We start from the raw sequence: 14,932 nt of genomic DNA, 5'->3' as shown, positions 1-14,932 counted from the left end.
TAGAATGTAGATTTGCTTACCGGCAAATGCTATTATGAATTATTCGGTATAACATGGCTAGTACGTACTTTTTAGTACCCTACGTACTTTTTGGTGCCCATACATTAGCATAAACGGAACGAGCGAACTTGATTAAGGAGGAAGAAGGTCATCATGGAGCGTAAAAAATACAATATTTCGGTGGAAGCTACGCTGGAAGTCATTGGCGGCAAATGGAAATGTGTCATTCTCTGTCATCTGACTCATGGCAAAAAACGGACAAGTGATCTAAAGCGGATTATGCCGGCCATCACCCAGAAGATGCTGACACAGCAGCTGCGTGAACTGGAGAATGACGGCATTGTAAAACGAATAGTATACAATCAGGTCCCACCCAAGGTAGAGTATGAATTAAGTGAATACGGATGGAGCCTGGAGCCGATTCTGAACGCACTTTGTCATTGGGGAGACCAGCATATTATTAAAGAATACGGCGACAAAGCAGCCGTGCTGGAAGATAACGGCCTCAACGATTTTAATACTGATCATCACAGGGAGCTGATGAAACCGTGAGATACGAAATTCTATACGATGGTGCATTTGCTATGCTCAAGGTAGAATTGCAGCGTGGCGAGCGTTTCAAGGCTGAAAGTGGAGCCATGGTATCCATGTCACCAACAGTTGAACTTAAAGGATCAGCAGAAGGCGGTATGTTTGCCGGATTTGGACGTATGCTGAGCGGGGAGAAATTTTTCTTTCAGGAATTGGCGGCAGCTGGAGGAAGTTCAGAAGTTTTGTTATCTCCATCAACCATGGGCGGCATAGAGGCCATAGAACTGGATGGGTCATACTCTTTGTATGTACAGAAAGACGGGTTTTTGGCGGGAACGGAAGGCATTCAGGTTAACACCAAAATGCAAAATTTGAAAAAAGGTCTTTTTTCCGGAGAAGGCTTCTTTATTATAGAAATCAGTGGGCGAGGCACTGTGTTCCTATCTTCTTATGGTGCGATCCACCCCATACATCTGGCTGAAGGCGAAGAGGTCATTGTGGACAATGCACATCTGGTGGCATGGCCCCATTATGTCAATTATCGGATCGAAAAAGCATCACAAGGCTGGTTGTCCAGTGTGACGAGTGGTGAAGGTTTGGTCTGCCGTTTCCGCGGAGAAGGCACCATCCTGATCCAGAGCCGAAATCCGCAGGGATTTGGTCAATGGGTGAAGCAGTTTATTCCTACACGATAAATAAAATATAACATTTTTTTTTCATAGATCAGTATCTAAAGCTGCAGCGGATGCGTGTTGTGAAGCGTTAGTATAACAGATTCGTTATACAATGGATGATACACACATCTCTGCAGCACAAGATCGTACATCACGGAGGTATAAGAATGAAAAGTTCACGATACACCAATCCGCAAGATAGTCCAGGGTACCTGTTATGGCAGGTGACGACGATGTGGCAGAAGGAAGTACGCAGGGTGCTGGAACCACTCAATCTGACACAACCTCAATTTATTTTACTGCATACTTGTTTATGGCTTAATGAACGTGACGTGGAAGGTAAGGGAGTTACCCAGGTCCAGATTGCCCAATTTGCCAATGTAGACGTTAATGTTACCTCTCAGGTTCTTCGCGCTCTTGAGAAGAGAGGATACATTACGCGTGCTCGTCATCAGACAGATACACGGGCCAATATTATTACGACGACGCCTGAAGGCACAAAGCTGGCGATTGAAGGGATGAACCTCGTGGAAGAGTCCGACAAAAACTTCTTCGAGCTTCTTGCTGATCGCAGAGAGGGTTACATGGAAATTATGCAGGAATTTATCCGGCATAAAACAGACCATTAATGCTCCATTGTTATTCATCAACAAGTTACGTTTGATTAGGGCGATTCATCATATAGGTTGTGCGAAAAATGACGAAAAATGAAATAAACCTCCCTGACCCTATATGGTCGGAAGGTTTATTTGTCATTAGGCGATCTATTCCAGCCTGTAGGAAGCAAACGGCTTGCCGTGGCGGAATTGCTGGCTAATCTGATCCAGTTCATCCAGCAGTTCAGGTGGAAGCTTTAGATCAAGGCTGGCGAGATTATGCTCCAGCTGTTCAGTCCGGGTAGCTCCTACAATCACGGTCGATACTGCCGGACGCGTCAGCAGCCAAGCGATCGACAGTACACTTGGAGAGCAGCCATAGGCATCTGCCTTGGCGCTTACCTGCTCGCTCAGCTGCATGTTGTGCTCGAGCAGGAAGCGGCTGAAGGTTGGGTCCGTGTCCGCTCTCGAACCAGAAGGTACGCTGGCCTGTCCGCTGTATTTCCCGGTCAGGATACCGCCAGCCAGCGGGAAATAAGGGATAATGCCTACGCCCTGATCAAGACAAAGCGGAACAAGTTCGTTCTCGGGTGTTCGATCGGCAAGCGAGTAGCTGGTTTGCGTGGAAATATACCGCGCGTATCCTCGCATTTCGCTGATGCCGAGGGCCTTCATCAGCTCCCAGGCGGCGTAGTTGGAGGCGCCAATGTAGCGCACTTTGCCGGACGTAATCATGTCATCCAGCGTGCGCAGTGTTTCATCCAGCGGGGTATGCGGGTCAAAGGTATGGATCTGGTACAGATCGACATAATCCGTCTGCAGACGCCGCAGGCTGTGTTCCAGCTCTTGCTGCAGATGGCAGCGCGAGGAACCGCGTCCATGAGGACCATCATGCCGGGGCAGGCCGGCTTTGGTTGCAAGCACAGCGTTTTCCCGTCGACCGACCAGTGCCTGTCCAATGATTCGTTCCGATTCCGTGCCAGCATAGATGTTGGCCGTGTCAATAAAGTTAATGCCTCGGTCCATTGCAGCATGAAGAATGCGGGTCGAAGCGGACTGATCTGCTCTTTTGCCAAATGCATTCGTGCCCAGCCCAAGTGCCGATACCCGCAGACCGCTGCTGCCTAAATGCCGATACTCCATCTCTCATTGCTCCTTCTATGTCCCTTGTTGTACAGCCGATTATAACGTAATCTATTGAAAACGTGTACTTAATATAGTTAAATGGATGAAGAAACCGCAACTAAAGGAGATATGATGGAAAACAGTGCTGCAAACTTAACTAGACGGAAGCCGAAAAAGTCGAAAAAAAATTGGAAGAAGCCGCTCATCATAACCCTCAGTATACTAATTGTGCTGGGAGGCCTCGGGTTTATTTTTCAAAAGGAACTTGTGAGGTTGGCCTTTAATATGTTCGCCTCAGGTACGGTGAAGGAAGCGCTGGACAAATCGTATAAAGCCGTTGGTAACGAAGAGGCTCCGGTCGTGGAGCATACCGATCCGTTCTCAATACTGCTGCTGGGTATCGATCAGCGCGATAATGAACCAAGCCGTTCAGACACCATTATTTATTCCGTCGTGCGTCCAGAGGACAATAAGGTGCTGCTGCTGTCCATTCCTCGTGACTCCTACACCGAAATTGTCGGTCGTGATGTGAAATCCAAAATCAACTCGGCCTATGCTCACGGCGAAGCCAAGATGGCCATTGACACGGTGGAGAAGCTGCTGGAGAACAAAGTAGATTTCTATGCGGCGATTAACTTTCACGGGTTGAAGGACATCGTAGATGCGGTTGGAGGCGTTGAGCTGCCGATCAAGAAAAACATAGAGAACAAACTTAAGATCCATGAGAAGTTATTCGTAGAGGCTAACAAACCGATCTATAACGGCGAAGAGGCCTTGGCTTATGTGCGCTACCGGGAGGATTCTGATTTTAACCGCACGATGCGTCATCGGATATTCCTGAGTGCATTCATGAATCGTGCGCTGGAGGTCAAAAATCTGAACAAAATCCCAGACGTCATCAAGATTGCCGGATCGAATTTTACAACAAATATGAAATCGGATTTTATCGTAGATTTTGCCGAGGCTTTATATATGAAAGACAGCATTCCAACCATCAGCAACTATATGCTGAAAGGGGACGGGAAGATGCGCAGTGGTACTTGGTATTATGATCTGTCCGAAGATGATCTGACCTATGTACGCGGCATGATTGCCAGCTGGCTGGACCCGAACACAACGCAGTTGATCGAGCCGGACACAAAGGATGAGGCGGACACGGCCGCTGAAACCAACTAGAACAGAAGAATGGTAAGGCAATTAATAGTAGAAGAACAGGAAAGTACACGGAGGTTCACACGCTCCGTGTACTTTTTTTATGGCATAATACGGTCACTTTACAGGCTGTGCCCTGCTGTCTTTCGTTCTCTTTGTAAATGTATGACATCATGTCAGCGATGCAGATAAGGGCAGCCGTGAAGTCAGTTGTCCAAGATCAAACTCCTCCGAGCTGTTATCTACGGTAATGAATTCGATATTTTCCCACACACAGCGATTGGCCTGCATTCCCTGGACAAAGGTATCCCAGTGATCCAGCTTCCATTGGTCTCGCTCCAAGCCCCGACTTTTGAGCCGCTGATGCAGAACCTCCACCTCCACATCAACTCGTATCACAACAGGAACAACCTCTGCCCATGCATATCTAGAGAGCAGCTGATGAATGTAATCGCTTTTATGAAAATAGCCAACAAAAGGCGCATCCAGAATGACCGATCTGCCTAATTGCAGATTGTCATTTGCTACGTTTAACAATGTTTCATACTCCAAATCCATGACGGTGTCGCGATAATAGGTGCCATCGCGGTCATGAGGGGAGAAGCCGTGTGCTTCCAGAAGCTTTCCCGTAAAGGTGTTGCACACCACATCTTTGTCCAGATAACAAAAGTGGTGCTCGGCAGCCAGTTTTTTGCCAATCGTTGATTTGCCCGAACCGGCAGAGCCAATCAGAAAAATCAGGATAGGTTTCATGAGAATTTCCCCCTATAAGTGATCCAGTTCCAGAGATCGTGGATAAGTTTTGTGCATGCGTAGTGAGTTCGAACATTCATCGGTTCGCATATACGAACGAAATTCGTGCTGGTGAACAGTCGCTTCTAGAGTATACTCTTTTTCGTGGAAATACAATCCCTTTTGAGGAAAAAGCATAAACAAAAAAAGTTTTAAGAAAGCGGTTGAAATTTCCCGAGGGGCTGATCTATAATGAGGGCATCGTTCGGTGATGTGAAATAAGTTCACATATACGAACTTCGACGTCGAAGCAGCGAAAAGGAGATAACATGGACAATATTCGCATGAATAAGTCTGCGGAGCGAGTTGCGGATTTACTCGTTTTATTTGCGAGGAGTGGTACTCCGTTAACACTGAATGAGATTTGCAAACATATGAACATGCCAAAGAGCAGTGGTTTCGAACTGGTACAAACCTTGCTGCATAAGGGTTTTATTGAAATGGATGATGCGCGCCTCAAGACGTATCGTCTAGGCATCGCCGTGTTTGAGACGGGTATGGCTTATTTGTCCAACATGGGCGTTCCTCATATGGCCCGGCCTCTGCTTCAAGCTCTGAATCGTCAGACGGGAAGCACGGCTTTTCTTGGGATCGAGGATAAAGGTCGAATTGTATATCTGGATAAAGCAGAGAGTTATTCGGTCATGCGTCCAACAGCCAAGCTGGGCTCCCGCCGATATATGCATACGACGGGTTTGGGCAAAGCACTGCTTGCAGCCCTTCCGACCAGCAGGGTGATGGAGATTCTGGGAGAAGGCGAGATTCCGTCACGCACTTCCTACTCGAAAGTAACCATTCCTGATATTTTGCAGGATATGCAGGAGATTCGCGAGCGTGGTTACTCCATCGACGACCGGGAAGACCATCTGGAGATGTACTGTATTGGATCTGCTGTCTATGATCAGTGGAACGAGCCTGCAGCTGCAATCAGCGTGGCCAGCATGTACTCCACGATGACTCCGGAACGTGAGGCGAGCATTGTCAAACTGGTTAAGGAAGCGGCATGGAAGCTTTCAAGTCAGCTGGGTTACAGTGGTGATCGGTTATACCCTGGAATACAGGAGTAAACCGAAGCGAACATACCGAATATACAAGGTTTAACAATAGACAGATGGGCTGAGGAGGACATAGATATGTGGCGTAAGCTGGAGAATATGAACATCATTGCGGATACCGGTATTGTACTGATTATTCGATCAGAGAGTGAAGAAGAGGCGTTAGCTGTTGCCGAGGCGGCGATCGCAGGGGGCATTCGGGCGCTCGAGATTACGATGAGTGTGCCGGGTGCACTGGATGTTATTAAAGTTTTGTCCCGAAAATATTCATCCAAAGGGATTCTGATTGGTGCGGGTACCATTCTGGATGGAGAGACGGCGCGAGCTGCCATTTTGGCCGGTGCTGAAATGCTGGTAAGTCCGCAGCTTAATCCTGACATGATCAAAGTGGCCAATCGCTATCAGGCGGTTACGGTCAGTGGTGCATTCACGGCCAAGGAGATCGTGGAGACGCTTGAAGCGGGTGCAGATATTGTGAAGCTGTTCCCGGCAGAATCTGTGGGGCCGCAATATGTCAAAGCGATGTCTGCCCCTCTGCCTCAAGCAGCGATTGCACCTACGGGCGGAGTAACACCGCAAAATGTGCATGAATGGCTGGCAGCAGGTTGTGTTGGAGTTGGTGTGGGCAGCTACATTACCAAAGCCGCGAAGGATTCCGGTGATTATGGGAAAGTAACCAAGGCAGCTGAAGAGTTTCTGCAGGCCGTAAAGGCCGCACGCTGAGCTGCTTCAAATAGACCTATGAAATGAACGTACCGTGAGGTTCACAGCGATCAGGCATATAACCATCATGCCGGGCGTTGTGAACGCACAGGTCCGGAATAGATTTAGCTAATGAATGAAGAGATTCATTATTCAGTTATGAAAGCGTGTACTTCAATGGATTAATGCTTTTTAAAGGAGCAGAAGAGGCTTTCTGTAGTCTTTTATTTCCATATTTATTCATTATATATAATATGAGTAATTTAATATTTATATCTATGGAGGAGAGTGATTTTCATGGCAGTGTTAAAACCATCGCCATCCCCTGCCTCAGTCCCTCAAACCCCAAAAGTGGGTCTGAGATGGGGAATTATTCTGTTATTGCTGCTGGGTGCAGTCGTTAACTATTTGGATCGATCCAATCTAAGTATTGCCAATACAACCATTGCCGCAGAATTCGGGCTGTCTTCAACTCAGATGGGTTTGCTGTTATCAGCCTTTCTATGGCCGTATGCCTTAGCAAACCTGCCTGCCGGGTGGCTGGTAGATAAATTCGGTCCGAAAAAGATGTTTGCATGGGCATCAGGACTTTGGTCCATTGCGACCATACTGAGTGCGTTTACCAATACGTATTCGTTGTTATATGCAATGCGAATGCTTCTGGGTGTCTCCGAGTCCCCTTTTTTCACTTCAGGGCTGAAGGTAACAGAGCGCTGGTTTGCCAAAAGTGAGCGGGGCTTGCCGACCTCCATTATTAACACAGGCTCGCAGATTGCCAACGCAATCGCACCGCCGCTGCTGACCGTTCTGATGTTAACGATGACATGGAGAGGTATGTTCATCTTTGTGGGTGTTATTGGTCTGATTATCATGTTGATCTGGATCAAGGTATATCGTGATCCAACTTTTGCCGAGAAGCGGATGATCAAAGGGCCGGAAGCCGCCCCAGATCAAAGTGCCGACACGGACGAAACATCAGCCGTTGCAGCGCCCAAAGCAAACTGGGGTTCGTTATTCAAACATAAAAGCACCTGGTTTATGATTATCGGAAACTTCGGAATTATGTTTACCATCTGGGTATACCTGACTTGGCTTCCGAGCTACCTGGAGAAGGAGCAGGGCTTTACGCTGAAAGAGACAGGCTGGATTGCATCTATCCCGTTCGTAGCCGGAATTATCGGCGTGCTGCTTGGTGGATTTATTTCGGACTTTTTCATTCGAAAAGGGGTTAACGCGGTTACCTCACGAAAAGTTCCCATTGTCGGCGGAGCTATTCTGGCCGCGGCTTCAGTCGCCCCCATACCATTCATTGACAGTACAGTAGTAAGCATCATCCTGCTATCTGTAGGTTACTTTGCTTCTCAGCTGCCATCGGGTGTGATCTGGACACTGGCTGCAGATATTGCTCCGGGTGAACAAGTCGCTTCCTTGGGAGCCATTCAGAACTTCGGCGGATTTCTGGGAGCAGCACTTGCTCCGATTGTAACCGGATACATTTTGGATACGACAGGCAGTTTTAATAATGTATTTTTACTGGGGGCAGGACTGCTGCTCTTGGGGGCTGTTTCTTATGGTGTATTTTTGAAAAAGCCAATCGCTAAAGCTGCCTAATTAGGGATGTGGGATGATCTGTTCCCTTCGGTTATGCTGCCTTCTATTACAATAGAGATAATTAGATCGTATGATTAAAAAAGACATCAGCATTCTGTAGTATTTGTCAGTGTTATGGCAAATCGAGGCATGCTGATGCTTTTTTATTTGGAATCCACTGTTCATCATCCTGCATGATCTCCATGTCACCGTTTGAAAATCTATAATTATAGTCTCATTTTTTGGCATATCTATAGTAAAATATTGAAAAACATCATATGACAACCAATGGAGGATGTCCATGAACGAATTTAAGGATCGACTTAGGCAGGTTCAGGAGCAGCAGAAGCAGCTCGCCAAGGACTATCAGGCCTTGCTGCAGGAGTATCAATCCGATGACTTGACGGTTCGCAATGAACAGCTGCTGGAGCAGACCGAAGCGCAGCAGCTCAAGCTGCATCAGTTGGAACAGCGTGCACGCCAGATGGAAGAGGAAAATGCGCGTCTGCGTATCGCATTGTCCGAACAGATGCTGGATGAAAAGCTGAATCTGATCCGGGTATCAAGGGAGAAGATGGAGACGTATTTTCAAGGCAAAACAGCCGAGCATAATGATCATATCAGCTATTTTGAACATCGAACAAAATCGAATCTGAACGCTCTTTTCAACAAGGCTTCCCAGCATCTGCAGGAGGATGCGGCCGAGATGAAGGAGCGGATTGCCTATCTGGCATCCGAGGTGAATGCAAGGATTGAACTGCACAGGCAGACCGTATGGGAGCGAGCCGAGGCTGTGCGCGGGCAGATGCAGCATGGTTATGAGCAGATGGCCGAGGAAGAGCTGAGCGAGGAAACGATGCAGCGCCGGATTAAGCAGAACCGAATGGAGATGCGCATTGGACTCAGCTGGATTAACAAAGTGGCCATCCTGCTCCTTATACTGGGAGTCGGTGCAGCTTTTCAATATTCATATTCCACATGGTTTAGCGATGAGATGAAGGGTTTAGGCTTCTTCCTGCTCGGCATATTGATGCTTGCAGGCGGTGAGTGGCTGTTTCGCCGTAAGCAGAAAACATTTGCGATGGGACTGCTCGGCGGAGGCATCTCTGTGCTGTTCGGTTCTATTTTCTACAGTTACTTCCTGCTGCATATCATCGGGCTGTATACGGGATTGGGCTTATCTGTACTGATATCGGCCGTCTCCGTATTGTTGTCCTTGAGGTATCAGTCTAAAACGATCTGCTCCTTTGGTCTTGTGGGCGGATATCTGCCTTTCTTTTCTTACATGTTCACCTTTGGATTGGAAGGGACAGCAGTCTATACCGCGATGATCTATCTGCTGCTTCTGAACGGTATTATTGTATTCATATCCTTTGGCCAGCGTTGGCCGGTGGTGCATTACATCAGCTTCCTGCTGCACACGCCGTCCATGCTGATTCTGTTATGGCTGTCACCAAATGAACAGGTGGGGATGCTCTATTCTGTGGTAACGTTTGCATTGTATCTTGGTATTACGCTCGCATATCCGTTTAAGCACCGGGTGAAGTTAACCTGGTGGGATTTTGCTTTGTTAGCGATGAATACGAGCTTAAGCTGTCTCGTCTTATATGTGCTGTTTGATGCAGCGGGCTGGAATAATGCGCAGGGCTTACTCGCCGTTATTTTTGCACTCGTATATGTAGGACTCGCCCGCTTCGTTCAGCGCTTTATGGCGCAGGAGAAACAGACGATCCTGCTTTTTTATCTCACGTCACTTACCTTCACCATCCTGCTCATTCCATTCCAGTTTGGTTCCAGATGGCTGTCGATGGGCTGGTTGATTGAAGGCGTGCTGCTCGTTACATTTGGACATTTCAGAAAATTTAAGGCAGTCGAACGTGCAGGCTGGGGCATTGTGCTCCTGTGTATCATGATCTTTGTACAATATGATCTGCTGTCCTTATTCTTTGTAGGGGAACAGTCGTACTTCATGTTAAAATACTCCAGTCTTACGCTCGGCACCCTGCTTATCACCCTCTATTATGTCTGGGCGCTGCGCGGCAGCTCCTCCGCAGGAACTGGAGCAAAGTTCAGTTATGCCTCGTGGGAGCGTGGTTTTCTGGATGGGTTCAGATATGTGACCCTTGTGAACGTGTGGTTATACGTGCTCTATGAATCGAATGAACTGTATGTAAGGGCAGTTGATGAAACGTTCCTGCTGTACATGTTCTACAAGCTGCTTCTGTTTGCGGCACTGACAATTGCACTGGGGTATGGACTAGGTAAAGTGAAGCTGCTCCGTGATCCGTTCCTACGAGGGTACATACTCTTTTTACATGCAGTCGGATGCTGCATCGCGCTGGCAGTGACCTTGACGATGCCTGCACTGCAGCCGGGGGTAGAGCAGCATACGGCGGCCGAAATTGTCGGGCTGCTGGTGTTAATTATTTTCAATGCAGGTGTGTTCTTCGCGGGAAGGGATCTGCTCATAGCGGGTATCCGTGGTCAGTTCAAAAGTGTCGAGTGGTATCCGGTCATTGCGGGAATCTATCTGCTTGGTATCATCACCGTGTTCCTGACGATCCAGTTCCAGTGGGGTGATGTGGGACTTATGTTCAGTCTGATCTATCTGGTGCTGGCGATTCTTTATATTGCCTACGGGTTCCGCCGAAAATATGTCATGATTCGGCGCCTCGGCTTGGGGTTGACGCTGTTCGCCACAGGTAAGATGGTGTTCTACGACGTGAGTCTGCTGACCGCAGGCAGCAAAATCTTCGCCTATTTCAGCTTTGGTGTGCTGCTGCTGGGCATCTCTTACCTGTATCAGAAGGTATCCAGCCGGATGGAGGAGATCCAGTCGAAGGAACGCGCGGCAGCTGCATCATCAGATACATCCCTCGACTCGGATGATGGACAGAATCAGAATTGATGTAAGCATACAGCAAGTATCGAAGTAAATCATTTGGAAAAACGCTGTGCTTATTACGCTGTATACTTCGTTGAACGTTGTAGAAGGACTCTGGAATTGAGAGGATTTCAGAGTCCTTTTTTATTAAAATCATCGTTGTAGATGATTTCCTCCACAACCTGGAACCCTTTCGCGTCCCCATTCAGATAGCCCCGCTCATAAAAGTCGATTCCGTCCAGTGTGATGCTTACGGCGACCATCTCAGGATTGCTCTCTAAGGGCTGTGCATGGAGGTATCCTTTATCCAGCAGATAGGATATCGCTCTGTGCTTTTCAATATGTTCTGTTTGATAAAATTGCTCCTTGGGAGCAAGAAGAGATGGATTCGTAGTAAACCATGCGCTATAAAATTCACCCGTAATATCATATCTCTCCTGAATTCGCTCTTTGATCTGTATCTCAAGTTCATCTAACATGGTATTCACCTCTTATAAAGGATAGGACATTTTCTTAATGATCATCACTATGAGTCGATCCTGTATGTATAACTTACCACAATAAAGAAGGGGAGTGACATTTGAAGGAGTTGGATGTGGATCGTGAACATACCTGAGGACAAACGAGAACCGGAAGCTTTAACCTGCATCACATTGCTCATCAGTGCAGGGTTTATTAGCATTGGTAGATACCTGCAGATGCTGTTTTTATATTTTTTGAGACTGCGCAGTCGAGCTATTCGATTCTATTGTACAGTTCAGTCATCAGATCTGCTAATTCATCCTGCGGCTCGATTCGCTGCTGATTGATATTGGTGGGTGTCATCCAAAAGACAACCTCTTCCTGCCTAAACATCCTCACATGGAACAAAACTCCTGATGTATCTTCCTGGTCTGGATTCGGGATGATGTTTAAGTACCGTACCTTTTCAATCCAGTCATGCATCAGCTTTGGATCGGCAGTCCGTTTGGCAGTACCATCACTGCCGCTCCTGATTTCAATGGAATCCACCTCGGTGATGCTGGCGGGATAGAATGTTTCCAGTTTTTTTGGTGTTTTATTTAACTTCGCTGAATTGGGCAGATCAGAGCTTTGGCAGCTGCTGAGAAGCAAAGCAGCAAAGAGTGCACATGTAATGACGTTAAGCCGGTTTCTTTTCACCGTAATCCCTCCCCATTCGTCTGTAAAACGAAGGATGTTTAGAAATGTTCTGCACTGCATAGATGACATTCGTGAAACGTTTTGCTTCAGAGTCGCGTTTATAATAAAGAAGCTGCTGTTTTTAAGGGTGGTTGTTCGTTTGAAGCCATGAAACCTCGGAGGCAGCTGTACCTTGTGGTACTTCACCGCCATTATCACTTCACACGAGACAGTATGGTCAGGGTGATGGATAGAGCAAAAGCGAGCAGCATATATATCAACATGTTTTTTTTCTTCATGGGAAATACCTCTCTTGTTGAATAAGCTAAAGCGTTCTTACGTACGGCTGTTATGAGAAAAAAAGCACAACGTCTGGTATAGTAATAGGGTAAGTCATGTATGTTTAAATCTGTGGTGGTCCTGTATATCACTATATGAAATGTCAAACATGCAAACAATGGAACAAATCTGATGAATTTATCAGTATCGAATGAAAAGATAGAGATTGAGTGACATCAAAGGTGGGGAATAACATGCGGGAGACGGCAAAAATCGTCATTCGTACGCCGGGACAGGAGAGCGATGGTTCATTCGCTTTTGTGAGCCAAGGCCGCTCGATTACGGTGGGGCGCTACACAGGTGTTAGTGAACTGGACTTGTCCATCTATAATCAGATGATATCGAAGCAGCACTGCCGCATTCATTATGACACGAAAGAACAGCTCTGGGTCGAGGATCTGGATAGCAAAAATGGAACCGAACTCAACGGGCAGCGTCTCGTTCCATATGAGAAATACCCGTTTGGCGAAGGGGACAGCCTGACACTGGTTAACGGTCTGATCCACCTTCGGGTGGAAGGCGATCTGGGAGAAACGAGAGAATATCGTTTATCCGATCTGCTTGGCGAGGGTGTACGTCTGCAGGACCACCTGCAGACAGTGCAGGTGAACGAGGACGAAATTCCGCTATCCAAAAAAGAGTACCAACTGTTCAAGCTGCTGTACAGTGAACTGGACCATTTTGTAACGAGGGAGCAGATCATTGCTCAGGTGTGGCCGGAACGCAGCATGCTGGAGAGTGAGCCGGTAGGTATCGACGAAATCAACTCGCTGATTTATCGCACGAATCGCAAGCTTGGTATTCATTTTACGATTAAATCCGTGTACAAAAAGGGTGTATACATGAAGTCTCATGTTAGCGAGACGGATTAAAGGGATGATCAGGACGATCACGGTGATTAGAATTAAAAAAAACAGACAAAGGGAAGCTATCGCGCGATCATAGACCGCCGAAGCTTCCCTTTGTTATGATGAGGGCATGATGATTATTCAATATATTCCGTGGCTCATCGCTGTATTGACGCTAATCGCAGTTGTGTGGATTGTCGTGGTAAGCTGGCAGAATGGAATCTCACCCATGCCTACCTCTCGCCCGGTCAGGCAGGTGGTGATTCAGGAGGTCAACCGCATATCAGGTTATGCTGATATTATCGAAGCCGGCTCGGGGTGGGGGACACTTGGTATGGATGTGGTGAAGCATTGTCCGGGCAAAAGATTGACCGGCATCGAAAATTCACTCATTCCCTTGTGGACTTCTCAAGGGCTGACATGGCTCAGTATATGGCTCCGCCGTGCCGGAGGGAGACAGCATTCGTTGAAAGGGCGTCTGCGCTTCATTCGCGGCAGCATCTACACCTGCTCCTATGCGCATGCTGACTGTGTGATTTGTTATCTGTTTCCGGGTGCGATGACTCGGATCGAGGACAAGTTCCAACGTGAGCTGCCGCCGGGTGCGAAGGTGATCAGCGTCTGTTTTGCACTGCCAGGCAAAGAACCGCTGCGTGTAATCACCTGCCGTGATGCCCTGCGAACCAAGGTGTATGTGTATGCCTTTTGAGATGTTTCGTGTAGAGCAGGATTAGAAAACAGAAAACATCCGCACAGCTCAGGTGTTAGTGTAAAAGGGTGTTTTCGGAGAAAATCCTGCTGCGCTGACGGTTGGTTTCCCCAGAAAGCGAGCATATAGCTGTGCGCTGGCGGCATGGTTAGACGAATATGTACCATTAGCTTGGAGGGTTCACCCAATTCGGTATATGATGAGCAAAATATTGGCCTATCTTGGTCAGCTCTTTCATCACGGGAGCAATTTTCTTATCATCAAAGAACCAATTGTCTTTGGTAATCCCGCTCTTATCTGTTACAGGTTTCACATAGAAAGAAGTCTCGTTAAAAACAGTCTGATACGTCAGTAAGGCACGGCGTGCATGGTGTGATTTGCAAACTAATATCGCTTTAGCATGTTTAATCCCCATTTGTTGAAGGACATTCTTCGAGAATCTTGAATTTTCAAAGGTGTTTGCAGCCTGATCTTCACGTAAAATGGCTGTTTCGGGTACACCTAATTCTATTCCGGTGTCGCGAAGAAATTCCCATTCTGTTGCTGGAACATTTGGTGTTGAGCCGCCTGAGGGCAGGATGTAAGGTGCAAAACCTGAATGATACAGCTCAGCCGCACTTTCCATCAACTGCGGATGGCTCCCCCCAGGAATCAGGATCACATCAGCGGTTTCTATGTTGGTTTCGAAGAACATAAACTCGGTAATGCAGTCGAATGGATATGACATTTTTATGATCCTCCTATTATAAGTATGACTCTTCCAAACCGGAGAGGAAGCGAACCCCTAGAGAGAAT

The 14,932-nt window shown here is 47.3% G+C and carries 15 protein-coding genes; 10 read left to right on the top strand and 5 right to left on the bottom strand.

Translation table 11 applies throughout. The features are described 5' to 3' along the window. Positions 1-153: 153 nt before the first annotated feature. From MKY97_RS27925 to MKY97_RS27915, 3 genes are all read left to right on the top strand, one after another. Complete coding sequence (locus MKY97_RS27925; RefSeq protein WP_342553389.1) at positions 154-552, top strand: winged helix-turn-helix transcriptional regulator; 399 nt, start codon at positions 154-156, stop codon at positions 550-552. Continuing rightward, positions 549-1,226, top strand: coding sequence for a TIGR00266 family protein (locus tag MKY97_RS27920; RefSeq protein WP_342553388.1), 678 nt, complete (start codon positions 549-551; stop codon positions 1,224-1,226). The genes MKY97_RS27925 and MKY97_RS27920 overlap by 4 nt, the downstream gene beginning before the upstream one ends. A 146-nt stretch (positions 1,227-1,372) precedes the next feature. Then, positions 1,373-1,834 carry a MarR family transcriptional regulator gene (locus MKY97_RS27915; protein WP_342553387.1) on the top strand — a complete coding sequence of 154 codons (462 nt, stop codon included), beginning with the start codon at positions 1,373-1,375 and terminating at the stop codon, positions 1,832-1,834. 135 nt (positions 1,835-1,969) lie between these two features. On the opposite strand, the gene MKY97_RS27910 is transcribed toward MKY97_RS27915, so the two are convergent. Beyond that, the gene (locus tag MKY97_RS27910; RefSeq protein ID WP_342553386.1) at positions 1,970-2,944 is read right to left on the bottom strand and encodes an aldo/keto reductase; all 975 of its coding nucleotides are present in this window, start codon (positions 2,942-2,944) and stop codon (positions 1,970-1,972) included. A gap of 111 nt (positions 2,945-3,055) precedes the next feature. On the opposite strand from MKY97_RS27910, the gene MKY97_RS27905 reads away from it, so the two are divergent. Next, positions 3,056-4,102 (top strand): LCP family protein, encoded by a 1,047-nt coding sequence (locus MKY97_RS27905; RefSeq protein WP_342553385.1) that lies wholly within the window; start codon positions 3,056-3,058, stop codon positions 4,100-4,102. Positions 4,103-4,249: 147 nt separating this feature from the next. On the opposite strand, the gene MKY97_RS27900 is transcribed toward MKY97_RS27905, so the two are convergent. Further along, a complete protein-coding gene (locus MKY97_RS27900; RefSeq protein ID WP_342553384.1) occupies positions 4,250-4,831 on the bottom strand; it encodes an AAA family ATPase in 582 nt (193 codons plus the stop codon). Between the two features lie 308 nt (positions 4,832-5,139). Between MKY97_RS27900 and MKY97_RS27895 the strand changes: the two genes are divergently transcribed. The 4 genes from MKY97_RS27895 (at position 5,140) to MKY97_RS27880 (ending at position 11,125) form a co-directional block, all read left to right on the top strand. Next, on the top strand, positions 5,140-5,937 hold the full coding sequence (locus MKY97_RS27895; RefSeq protein ID WP_342553383.1) for an IclR family transcriptional regulator: 798 nt from the start codon (positions 5,140-5,142) through the stop codon (positions 5,935-5,937). Positions 5,938-6,003: 66 nt separating this feature from the next. Next, positions 6,004-6,648, top strand: a complete 645-nt coding sequence (locus tag MKY97_RS27890; RefSeq protein ID WP_342553382.1) for a bifunctional 2-keto-4-hydroxyglutarate aldolase/2-keto-3-deoxy-6-phosphogluconate aldolase — start codon at positions 6,004-6,006, stop codon at positions 6,646-6,648. 276 nt (positions 6,649-6,924) lie between these two features. Continuing rightward, entirely contained in the window at positions 6,925-8,238 is a 1,314-nt protein-coding gene (locus tag MKY97_RS27885) for an MFS transporter (protein ID WP_342553381.1), read from the top strand. A 280-nt stretch (positions 8,239-8,518) separates the two neighbouring features. Next, positions 8,519-11,125, top strand: a complete 2,607-nt coding sequence (locus MKY97_RS27880; RefSeq protein ID WP_342553380.1) for a DUF2339 domain-containing protein — start codon at positions 8,519-8,521, stop codon at positions 11,123-11,125. A gap of 107 nt (positions 11,126-11,232) precedes the next feature. Here the strand turns inward: MKY97_RS27880 and MKY97_RS27875 are convergent, their stop codons facing one another. Together MKY97_RS27875 and MKY97_RS27870 are read right to left on the bottom strand one after the other, a co-directional pair. Next, a complete protein-coding gene (locus MKY97_RS27875) occupies positions 11,233-11,580 on the bottom strand; it encodes a hypothetical protein (RefSeq protein WP_342553379.1) in 348 nt (115 codons plus the stop codon). 256 nt (positions 11,581-11,836) lie between these two features. Continuing rightward, on the bottom strand, positions 11,837-12,262 hold the full coding sequence (locus MKY97_RS27870; RefSeq protein ID WP_342553378.1) for a hypothetical protein: 426 nt from the start codon (positions 12,260-12,262) through the stop codon (positions 11,837-11,839). Positions 12,263-12,774: 512 nt separating this feature from the next. Here MKY97_RS27870 and MKY97_RS27865 point away from each other — a divergent pair. Both MKY97_RS27865 and MKY97_RS27860 read left to right on the top strand, forming a co-directional pair. Next, a complete protein-coding gene (locus MKY97_RS27865) occupies positions 12,775-13,452 on the top strand; it encodes an FHA domain-containing protein (RefSeq protein WP_342553377.1) in 678 nt (225 codons plus the stop codon). A gap of 106 nt (positions 13,453-13,558) precedes the next feature. Continuing rightward, the gene (locus tag MKY97_RS27860; RefSeq protein ID WP_342553376.1) at positions 13,559-14,137 is read left to right on the top strand and encodes a class I SAM-dependent methyltransferase; all 579 of its coding nucleotides are present in this window, start codon (positions 13,559-13,561) and stop codon (positions 14,135-14,137) included. 166 nt (positions 14,138-14,303) lie between these two features. On the opposite strand, the gene MKY97_RS27855 is transcribed toward MKY97_RS27860, so the two are convergent. Further along, positions 14,304-14,864, bottom strand: a complete 561-nt coding sequence (locus MKY97_RS27855) for a YdcF family protein (RefSeq protein ID WP_342553375.1) — start codon at positions 14,862-14,864, stop codon at positions 14,304-14,306. Positions 14,865-14,932: the final 68 nt, after the last annotated feature.

The organism is Paenibacillus sp. FSL R7-0652 (assembly GCF_038595045.1).
Lineage (GTDB): Bacteria > Bacillota > Bacilli > Paenibacillales > Paenibacillaceae > Paenibacillus.
The sequence above is the reverse complement of the archived record's forward strand: the minus strand, read 5'-3'. Positions and strand labels throughout refer to the sequence as shown.